The organism is Kitasatospora sp. NPDC058048 (assembly GCF_042885555.1).
Classification (GTDB): domain Bacteria; phylum Actinomycetota; class Actinomycetes; order Streptomycetales; family Streptomycetaceae; genus Kitasatospora; species Kitasatospora lactacystinica.
Genome location: NZ_JBHVRT010000067.1, coordinates 21,977 through 27,976, shown reverse-complemented (window position 1 = coordinate 27,976; position 6,000 = coordinate 21,977). Strand labels below are relative to the sequence as shown.

The window sequence follows — 6,000 nt, the reverse complement described above, 5'->3', positions numbered from 1 at the left end:
GGCAGTCTCAACATCTGGTCAGACCTGGAAGACTGACCGGGACATCGCTCCGGCCCCACCGCTCACGCGGTGGGGCCGGACTCGTTTGAGTCCCGTCCCGGCCAGACCGGCCGGACCCTCCGCAACAGTGCCATGCCACACCCTCGCCTGGCTGATCGGTGTGGGCCGCCGTTCGTGTCCTCAGCGGGCTGCGAGCGGTAGTGGGTCGGGCACTTCGGTGAGGCTCAACCTTCGGTGAGACAGGACCAACTACGGCCGACCAGCCTGGATCCGCCCGTACCGTGGCCAGTTACTCTCGACCAACCGGAAGGCCGGGCACAGGGCGATCGCCGACCGCCACACTGCCGTACCTGTACCTCTCGAACGGAGCTGAGCTGCCGATGGTCCAACCCTCCGCCAAGACGACCGTCGCCGAGGTCTACAAGCTCCTCGGCACACTCGGCCTGCCGATCTACGCGCCAGGCGGAGCCGGGACACCGGGAACGGCCGGATTCACCGTGGTCGCCTGGGGCGGCCGCACCGGCGGGCAACGGGTCAAGGCCGCGACCGTCGTCGAAGCCGGCTACCGCTGCGAGAACGGTCTGGACCTCACCGCCGGCGAGCTGCGCGACGAGGAGGACCTTCAGGAGGTCCGTGAACATTTCGGATGGATCGTCGAGAAGGCCGACCGGTACGGCTACGACGCCGAGTGGAGTCCCAGTGCCGCGCTGATCAGGATTCGGCGTTCGTAGCACCCCACCCTGCTGGACGAGAATCAACTGGGCGGAACGGTGCCAGGTGCGGGAGTCAGTGCGCGAGGACGGCCGTAACAGGCGGTGCAGCTGCGCCGCCTCTCCTCCCGTCCTGGCTGCCCCAGTCCGTCGGCTTCGCCGTTTCCGGCACGGTCTTCGGCAGCGCCCCCCTCGCCCCCGTCAACCCGACCGTCCTCGTCCAGACCGGCTCGAACCAGGTCGGCAGCGTCTTCTCCAGCGCCCCGTGCGGCGCCACCGTCAGCAACACCTTCTCGGTGAACCAGCCCGGCTGGCCCGCCTCGACCGCCACCGTCTCCACCGTGGTGGCCTGCTGACGCCGGACTCCCGCAGGTGTGCCCCGGCCCGCCCGAGGCACACCCCGCCACCGCCCCTCAGCGGGGGCAGTCTTCCAGCGGCAGCAGGTCCACCGGTATCCGCATCCCGCCAGGGCGAACCGGCCGATGTCGCGCAGCCCGAGCACGGGAGCCGGCCGCCGCAGCAGCGCCCTGACCCGCCGGATCCCGACCGGGCGGCCGAGCAACGTACGGCCCGGTCGCCGGTCCAGTCGTAACCGAGGACCGGCGACGCCGCCGGGCCGCCGGACCCGTCCCAATGGTTCCGGTCCGGCTTCCAACTCGTCCACGCCCTTGCGGACGGTGGTCTCGCCGACCCCAGTTGCTCGCGCGACGGCACGGATGCCGCCGTTCGCCAAGGGCGGCTTCCCAGCGGTGAGGGTGACGCTGCAGGTGCTACACGGAACTCCCCGCCTCCAGCAGGGCGAAACCGGAACCACCCCGGACGCGCTCCGCGAGCTGGTCGCCCAGCACCGTGCCACCCAGCATCGGATCGGTGTCCTCGCATTGGAGACCATCGCGGCCGCCGTCGGAGACCGCCAGGCCGAGGACGCCCTCCCCCGGGTCGCCACCGACATCGGCGTCGCCACGGAGAAGCGCGCCCGGGTCTGGCGGGCTGGCGCGGACGCATCCGTACCGCGATGGACCGCATCCTCACCGGCACCCCCGAGCGCTCCAACGGTGCGCTCACCGTCGTTGCCCTCGCCCTCGAAGCAGGCGTCCCCCGCAACGCCCTGACCCAACGCCACACCGACCTGAAGAACGAGTTCTACGACCGCGTCAAAGCACGCGGTGGCACCCCGGACTCCGAGGCCCGGCTCCGCAAGAAGATCGTCGACCTCAAAACAACCATCGCGAGCAAGAACGCCCGAATCGCCGAGCTCCAAGCCGACGTCCAGGGATTCCTTGCCGAGAACACCAGGCTGACCCTGGAGAACCAGGAGTTGCGTGAGGTACTCAGCGGCACCTGGTCCTCCTTGGTGGTGGCGGTCGTTGCGGTGGCTGGTCGCATGGTTGACGGTAGCGGGGGGTGGGTGCCGGTCGGGACGGCTGCGCCACCGGCCTCGGGCCTTGTGCCGTCTAGGGCATCGTGGGACGGCAGCAGGGGCCGGTGCGGTGGCGGTGGAGTGCTTCGGCGAGCGGGCCGGGGTCGATTGCGAGGGTGCGCCCGAAGTCGGGGTCGCGGCTGGTCGGCAGGCAGGCCAGGGCCTCGCGGATGGTGGAGCACAGGCCGTGGGTGGGCTGGAAGCCGCCGTAGGCGGCCAGGACCGCCGTCCGGACGTCCCGGCGGTCGGAGAGCTGGCGGGCCTGGTCATGCCAGTGCCGCGCCTCCCCCTGGTCGCCGCGGCCCGCGGACAGAAGTGCGAGGGCGTAGGCGGCCTGGAAGCACCCGGCGCCGGCGGCCAGCTGCCACCACGTGCGCGGCCCGCCCGCGAGCGAGCGGCGCATCACCGCGCCGTCCTCGTCGTCGCCCTCGTGGACGGCGAGGTGGCACAGCGCGCCGAGCACGAGCGCACCGTACGGCTCGATCGCCGGCGTGTCGGCCAGCGCCGCGATCCAGCCCGGGGCCCGGGTGTCCTCCACCACGAGGTGGCACAGCGCCAGCAGCTCGAACCTGGCGCGGTCCAGACGCGCCGCCACCGACAGCGAGGGCTGCGTCGGGGTCCGCTGTGCGAGGCGTGCGGCGATCCTGGCCGGCGCGTCGTCGAGGTATGCGGCGGCCCGGTTCCTGCCCTCGGGCAGGCGGACTTCCGCGAGCCGCGCCCAGGTCCGGCCGGAGTCCGTGGCCTCGCGGACGGCGTCGGCCTGCGTGTTGACGGCGCTGCGGATGTCGATCACTGTTCTTCCGCCTCCTCGGCAGTCTGTTCGTCCAGACCCAGCGCCGCGGCCAGCTGGCGGCGGGCGTCGCGGCGCAGGCTGTACACCCCGCCTCGGGTGATACCCATGATTCGTGCGGCGGTGACGATCGGGTAGCCGAGGACGTAGGTGAGCACGACCACGTCGTGTTGCCTTCCCGGCAGGTCGCCGATCGCCGCGAACAGGCCGATCCCGCTCTCCAGGGCCTGGAACGCCTCCCGGGCGTCGTTCATGGCGACGGCGAACGCGGCTTCGGTGAAGGCCGACGGCCGGGCGCGGTGCTCCAGCGCGTCGTCGACCGTCGCCCGCAGCACGCCCCAGCAGAACTCCTCGACGTTCTCCTGGCGCAGCACCGTGTCCCAGGTGGCGGCGAGGTCGGCGAAGACGTCGTCGACCAGGCCGTCGGCGGCGTCGGCGTCGCCGAGGTGCAGGTGCGCGTAGTTCCAGTACGCCTCGCCGTGCATCACCATCAGGGCGACCAGCTCGTTGGGCAGCATGGTGTCCGCCGCGAGGTCCGCGGTCCCGGAATCGGGTGTCGGCTCGGGAGGGTCCTGGTGGGCCTGCGGGCTCGGGGCATCATCGTGCGCATCAGCGCGACCGCCGCCGTCGATGCCGACCATGGTCTTCCGTCCTCCCGCCCCGGACCCCGGACCGACCCTCGGTCCGGGCCGCGAGGCCTGTTCGAGATCAGGAAACCGACTGGGCACCCCGTTTCTGCAGGCCGGGCAGAAGTTGAGCAAATCTGACGGAAGATCAAGCATCTTGACCGACCGGTCCCCACCCGGCGACGCCCGACGATCGCCCGAGCACACCGTTCGCTCGCAGCCGGACCGAACCGAAACACAACGGTCCGGGGCGCACCCGGTGCCGTGGGTCCGCAAGGCGGCCGCCGGCGCCGCCCGGCCCGCCGGCGCGAAGGCGATCGCCCGCCCGCTTCACCCGGGGCGGCAGCCGCCGAGCATCCTCGGCGAGCAACCGCTGACCCGCGTGATCACAGCCGCAGCCCTCACCTCGGCTGCCGCCGAGGACTTCATCCCCGCCACTCGCGTCGGCGTGACCGCTGCCGGGCGCGCGAGGCACCACCGAACACACCCCAATCCGGCGCTGCGAGCAATCCACTCCCCAGCGCCCGCACCGGCGAGCCTCACCCGGCCGCCACTTGGCGTGATGCGGATCACATCAGGGGGATCGAGATTCTTTGCCGTTTCGGTCCGCTGCCGGGGCGAGGAGTAGGGGAAGTTCCCCAGGAGACGGAGGACCGAGAACAAGATGACCACCGAAGCCCGGGGCTGCACCCTCCCGGTAGGGCTGGCCGCTCTTCAGGACCCGCTGCACTGGACCGGCCGGGCGGTCCAGTGCCTGAAGACGGATCCGCTCCCCGACGGCCGCTCCAGGAGCCAGGAGGCCCTCCATCTCCTGATGCTGGGAAGGACCGGTGGGAACGTCGGTATCCCTGCTGGTCCGGTGACCATCAGGAAGATGCCGCTGGGGGTGTTCTTCTGGCTTTCGGACAAGGTCCCCGAGGGCTGGATCGCTGTCGGGATGTGGTGGAGGTTCATCTCCGACTGGCCGCCGACCCGCGAGACCCTGCTGGCCGCACTGTCCGCCCGGTGGGCCGCGATCGAGGGCGATCACGCTACCGTCGACAACTTCACGCGTGACGTCCTCGGCCAGGTACGGCCCGAACGGTGGAGGGACGCGGTGACCTCCATGCTGCTCGGGGACTGGGTTGACCGTCTCGGCAGCTACCTCACCGACCCGGAACTGCTGGCGATCCTGCGGGCGAACACCGCCGCCGAACGCCGACGATGGACCCCCCTGTGGGAACGCAAGACCGGCGGCTTCCACTGGCGAGGCCCCGACGGCGCGGTCCGCGAACGGAGCGCCGAACGGGTGTGGCTGCTGGAGACACCCAACCGTGACGGCGTGACACTCCGGGACGTCCTTCCGGACCGGCCTGCCGCCGACGCCCTCGCGCTGGACCGCTGCCTCGCCAACCCCCGCATCGATGCCGTCTTCCGCAGCCTGAACGCGACGGAGGCCTCTGTCGCCAACCTCTGGGCCACCCGCAAGGGCAGCTGGGCCGACGCCGCCCTCGACCTCGGCCTGGCGGCCCAGGTCGGCGACCGAGTCCGCCGCAAGCTCTCCCGCATCGGCGACAGGCACACCGAGCGCGCCCTCGCCGCAGCGGTGACCCGATGAGCCGGCGGCCGGTTGCTCCCGGGACGGAGCGCGGCCTGCCGGTGCGCGGACTCGCCGCGCCGACCTGCACCGCCATGGCCGGCTCGGTCGGCGGCGCACTGCTGTCCGGCACCATTCCGCCGAACTCCCCGCTGGTGTGGCCGCTCGTCGCCCTCGCCCTCGGTTCCATGGCCTACGACCTCGGCGTCAGAGCCCTCCGAGGCCGGAACGGCTGACAACGAGCTGCTGGCCGGTCGAAGCCGCCGGTACGACGAGCCTGACCGGGCACCGCTGGTGCCCGGCGAGTACTTACCACCGGGCGGTCCTCGCCCGGCACACCTCGCAGGCGTGGACGCCGGCGTCGCCGTAGCGGCGGATCGGCGATCCGCAGCCGGCGCACGGGCCGATCTGCCAGGGCTCGCAACCGTGGGCGAGAGCGGCTTCGCGGCGCTGGGCCTCGGTGGCGTCGAGCCGGCGGTCCTGTCGGGGCACCGTGAGCAGCCGCTTGGGGACCTCGTCGAAGGTGTGCAGGCCGGTGCTGGCGGAGTTCCCGCGTCGGGGCCGGGGGTCGTTGAAGGTGAAGGTCTCCTCGCCGTAGCGGCAGGTCGCGTCGAGTCCCTGGCGGGTGTAGGTGATGCCGGCGTCCGCGGTCCCGGGTTCGGCCGGGGAGTCCTCGTCCTTGTCGGGGCCGAACATGTCGTGCCAGCGGTCCCGGTCGGCCGCCGGCACCCACATCCGGGAGACGGAGCGCGGGTCGCTGGCTCGGGATGCGCATCGGCACGAACTCGCCGTCCGCGCTGGCGACGACGAGCCGGTCGACCTCGGTGGGCGCCTTCACGGGCAGGCACAGCGCGGGCAGGAACCACTCGGCGTGGAAG

At 72.0% G+C, this 6,000-nt stretch carries 7 protein-coding genes; 3 read left to right on the top strand and 4 right to left on the bottom strand.

The window, feature by feature from the left end; genetic code table 11:
* Nucleotides 1-380: 380 nt before the first annotated feature.
* Nucleotides 381-731 (top strand): hypothetical protein, encoded by a 351-nt coding sequence (locus ACFVVA_RS40280; protein ID WP_387695652.1) that lies wholly within the window; start codon nucleotides 381-383, stop codon nucleotides 729-731.
* A gap of 55 nt (nucleotides 732-786) precedes the next feature.
* On the opposite strand, the gene ACFVVA_RS40275 is transcribed toward ACFVVA_RS40280, so the two are convergent.
* The 3 genes from ACFVVA_RS40275 to ACFVVA_RS40265 form a co-directional block, all read right to left on the bottom strand.
* Nucleotides 787-1,041 carry a hypothetical protein gene (locus ACFVVA_RS40275; protein WP_387695655.1) on the bottom strand — a complete coding sequence of 85 codons (255 nt, stop codon included), beginning with the start codon at nucleotides 1,039-1,041 and terminating at the stop codon, nucleotides 787-789.
* A gap of 1,123 nt (nucleotides 1,042-2,164) precedes the next feature.
* Nucleotides 2,165-2,923, bottom strand: a complete 759-nt coding sequence (locus ACFVVA_RS40270) for a hypothetical protein (protein WP_387695651.1) — start codon at nucleotides 2,921-2,923, stop codon at nucleotides 2,165-2,167.
* Nucleotides 2,920-3,561 carry an RNA polymerase sigma factor gene (locus ACFVVA_RS40265; RefSeq protein WP_387695650.1) on the bottom strand — a complete coding sequence of 214 codons (642 nt, stop codon included), beginning with the start codon at nucleotides 3,559-3,561 and terminating at the stop codon, nucleotides 2,920-2,922. The genes ACFVVA_RS40270 and ACFVVA_RS40265 overlap by 4 nt, the downstream gene beginning before the upstream one ends.
* A gap of 649 nt (nucleotides 3,562-4,210) precedes the next feature.
* Here ACFVVA_RS40265 and ACFVVA_RS40260 point away from each other — a divergent pair.
* Both ACFVVA_RS40260 and ACFVVA_RS40255 read left to right on the top strand, forming a co-directional pair.
* Nucleotides 4,211-5,143 (top strand): hypothetical protein, encoded by a 933-nt coding sequence (locus ACFVVA_RS40260; protein ID WP_387695649.1) that lies wholly within the window; start codon nucleotides 4,211-4,213, stop codon nucleotides 5,141-5,143.
* The gene (locus ACFVVA_RS40255) at nucleotides 5,140-5,358 is read left to right on the top strand and encodes a hypothetical protein (RefSeq protein ID WP_387695648.1); all 219 of its coding nucleotides are present in this window, start codon (nucleotides 5,140-5,142) and stop codon (nucleotides 5,356-5,358) included. Before ACFVVA_RS40260 ends, ACFVVA_RS40255 begins: the two co-directional genes overlap by 4 nt.
* Before the next feature lie 73 nt (nucleotides 5,359-5,431).
* Here the strand turns inward: ACFVVA_RS40255 and ACFVVA_RS40250 are convergent, their stop codons facing one another.
* Complete coding sequence (locus ACFVVA_RS40250) at nucleotides 5,432-5,857, bottom strand: hypothetical protein (RefSeq protein WP_387695647.1); 426 nt, start codon at nucleotides 5,855-5,857, stop codon at nucleotides 5,432-5,434.
* Nucleotides 5,858-6,000: the final 143 nt, after the last annotated feature.